Source organism: Nocardiopsis trehalosi NBRC 14201 (genome assembly GCF_001552555.1).
GTDB lineage: Bacteria > Actinomycetota > Actinomycetes > Streptosporangiales > Streptosporangiaceae > Nocardiopsis_B > Nocardiopsis_B trehalosi.
Map to the genome: position 1 here is coordinate 1 of NZ_BCRK01000314.1, position 3,117 is coordinate 3,117.

At 75.0% G+C, this 3,117-nt stretch carries 2 protein-coding genes; both read left to right on the plus strand.

Annotation, left to right across the window (positions count from 1 at the left end; translation table 11 throughout):
• Positions 1–1,018, plus strand: a 1,018-nt coding sequence (locus NT8_RS30505; RefSeq protein WP_217999336.1) for a protein kinase domain-containing protein, incomplete at its 5' end; no start/stop codon positions are given.
• A 301-nt stretch (positions 1,019–1,319) separates the two neighbouring features.
• Positions 1,320–3,032, plus strand: a complete 1,713-nt coding sequence (gene leuA, locus NT8_RS27715) for a 2-isopropylmalate synthase (RefSeq protein ID WP_067975964.1) — start codon at positions 1,320–1,322, stop codon at positions 3,030–3,032.
• The last annotated feature ends 85 nt before the right edge of the window (positions 3,033–3,117 follow it).

Below are 3,117 nucleotides of genomic sequence, written 5' to 3' on the forward strand. Positions count from 1 at the left end.
TGCCGGGCTGGCCGAGGGGCTCGCCGCGATCCACGCCTGCGGGGTGGTGCACCGCGACCTCAAGCCCGGCAACGTGCTGCTCGCCGATGACGGTCCCCGGGTGATCGACTTCGGTATCTCGCGCGCCCTCGACGCCACGTCGGTCACCCGCGCGTCCACCGTCCTCGGCACGGCCGCGTTCATGTCGCCCGAGCAGGTGCGCGGGGAGCCGGTCGGCCCGCCCGGCGACGTGTTCGCCCTCGGCTGCGTCCTCGCCTACGCCGCGACCGGCCGCAGCCCGTTCGGCGAGGGGCCGCCGCACGCGGTGACCCACCGCATCGTCTACGACGCCCCCGACCTGTCCGGGCTGCCCGCCGCGCTGGCGGGCACGGTCGGCGCCTGCCTGGCCAAGGACCCCGCCGCCCGGCCGGCGCCGGAGCGGGTCCTGGCCGACCTCGGCGCGGCGCCGCCGACCGGCCCGCGGCCCGGCGCCGGGGCACCGTGGCTGCCGGACGCCGTCACCGAGGACATCGCCGGGCGCCGCACCCGGGTCCTCGGCCCCGAACCCGCCGGGCACCGGACGCGGACCCCCGACCCGGGCGCCCCGGGCCCCGCCGCCCCGTACGCGGTCTCCGCGCCCGCCCCCGGCTCTGGAGGGCCCGCCGCCCGGACCGCCATCACGGTGTCGGCGCTGCTCTGCCTCCTCACGGTCGCTGCCCTGCCCTTCGGGGCCGTCAACGCCGTCCGGATCGGCGCGATGGCGCCCACGGAGGCCACGGTGCTGATGGTGCTGTGCGGTGCCGCTGCGGTGGTCCTCGCCATCGGCGCCCTGCTCCTGCTCCTGCGCAACCCGGCCGGGCGGTGGCTGGTCGCGGCAGGCGGGGCCGTCCTGGCCCTCCAGGCGGCGAACCCGGCCGTGTTTTCCGGCCTCGGCCACATCCCGGCGGGCGGCGCCGTCGTGGCCATCGCCACGGCGGCCGTGTCGGCGGTGCTGGCCGCGCTCCCGGCCACCGGCGGTCCCCGCCGACCGGGCGGCTGACCGTACGGCCGCTCCGGCGCAGGTCGGGAGGTGCGCGGCCGGGAGGCGGCCGGGGACGGCGGGCGAGGGCCGGACGCCCGGCACGCGGGGGTGTGCGGGCGGTGGGGGTGGGGCTCCCGGGGAGGCCGGGCCGCGATGTCTGCTAACGTGGTCGACGTTATGCTGCGCGAGCTGCTCCTCCTTAGCGGCCGCGGCGGGGGTCGTTAACCAGGTCGGCTCCCTCGCCGCGGGGCTTCGGCGTGTTCTCTGTCGGCCGCGACATCGCGTGCACATCCGCACACCCCGTTAAGGAGTCACCTTCATGGTGCCGCAGCAGCAACCCAGTGGTATGCCCTTCGACCGCTACCGCCCGTTCCCGGCGGTGGACCTGCCCGACCGCACCTGGCCCTCGGCCACGATCACCCGGGCGCCGCGCTGGCTCTCCACCGACCTGCGCGACGGCAACCAGTCGCTGATCGAACCCATGGACGCCGAGCGCAAGCGCGAGATGTTCGACCTGCTGGTGCGCATGGGCTACAAGGAGATCGAGGTCGGCTTCCCGGCCGCCAGCCAGACCGACTTCGACTTCGTCCGGAGCCTGATCGAGGGCGGGCACATCCCCGCCGACGTGCAGATCTCCGTCCTGACCCAGGCCCGCGCCGACCTGATCGAGCGCACCGTGCAGAGCCTGGTCGGCGCCCAGCGCGCCACCGTCCACCTGTACAACGCCACCGCGCCGGAGTTCCGCCGCGTGGTGTTCGGGGTCGACCGCGCGGCCTGCCGCGACATCGCCGTCGAGGGCACCCGGCACGTCATGCGCTTCGCCGAGCAGTACCTGGCCGGCACCGAGTTCGGCTACGAGTACTCGCCCGAGATCTTCATCGACACCGAGCCCGACTTCGCGCTGGAGGTGTGCGAGGCCGTCATGGACGTCTGGCGGCCGGGCCCCGGGCGCGAGATCATCCTCAACCTGCCGGCCACCATCGAGCGCGCCACCCCCAACGTCTACGCCGACCAGATCGAGTGGATGAGCCGCAACCTGACGCGGCGCGAGCACGTCTGCCTGTCCGTGCACCCGCACAACGACCGCGGCACCGGGGTGGCCTCGGCCGAGCTGGCCGTCATGGCCGGCGCCGACCGGGTCGAGGGGTGCCTGTTCGGGCACGGCGAGCGCACCGGCAACGTCGACCTCGTCACCCTGGGGCTGAACCTGTTCAGCCAGGGCGTGGACCCGCAGATCGACTTCTCCGACATCGACGAGATCCGGCGCACCGTCGAGCACTGCACCCAGCTGCCCGTCGGCCCGCGCCACCCCTACGGGGGCGACCTGGTCTACACCGCCTTCTCCGGCTCCCACCAGGACGCCATCAAGAAGGGCCTGGCCGCCCTGGAGCGCGACGCCGCCGAGGCCGGGGTGCCGGTCGCCGAGTACCCGTGGCGGGTGCCCTACCTGCCCATCGACCCCAAGGAGGTCGGCCGCGACTACGAGGCCGTCATCCGGGTCAACAGCCAGTCCGGCAAGGGCGGGGTGTCCTACATCCTCCAGCGCGACCACGCCCTGGACCTGCCGCGCCGGCTGCAGATCGACTTCTCGCACCAGGTGCAGGAGTTCACCGACGCCGAGGGCGGCGAGTTCACCGGCGACCGCATCTGGGAGATCTTCACCGCCGCCTACCTGGCCGACGACGGTCCCGTGGGGGTGCTGGCGCACCGCTCCGAGACCGCGGCCGACGGCGGGTACCGCATCAGCGCCGACGTCCGCGTGCACGGCGAGATCCGGGAGATCACCGGCACCGGGCAGGGCCCGCTGTCGGCGTTCTGCGACGCGCTGACCGGGATCGACGTCAAGGTCCGGGTCGTCGACTACGTCGAGCACGCGCTGAGCGAGGGCAGCGACGCCCGCGCCGCCGCCTACGTCGAGGCCGAGATCGACGGCCGCACGGTGTGGGGGGTCGGCCTCAACCACAACATCACCACGGCCTCGCTGAAGGCCGTGTGCAGCGCGATCCGCCGGGCCGACGTCCGGCGCGGCTAGCACGGGGCGTGTGTCCCCGGGCCCGGCCCGGGGACACACGGACGGCGGCGGCCGGCGCACCGGACACGGGTCCGGGCGCCGGCCG

Excerpts from the sequence above, each read along its gene's own strand:
- leuA (WP_067975964.1), top strand. The coding sequence starts at position 1,320 with ATGGTGCCGCAGCAGCAACCCAGTGGTATGCCCTTCGACCGCTACCGC.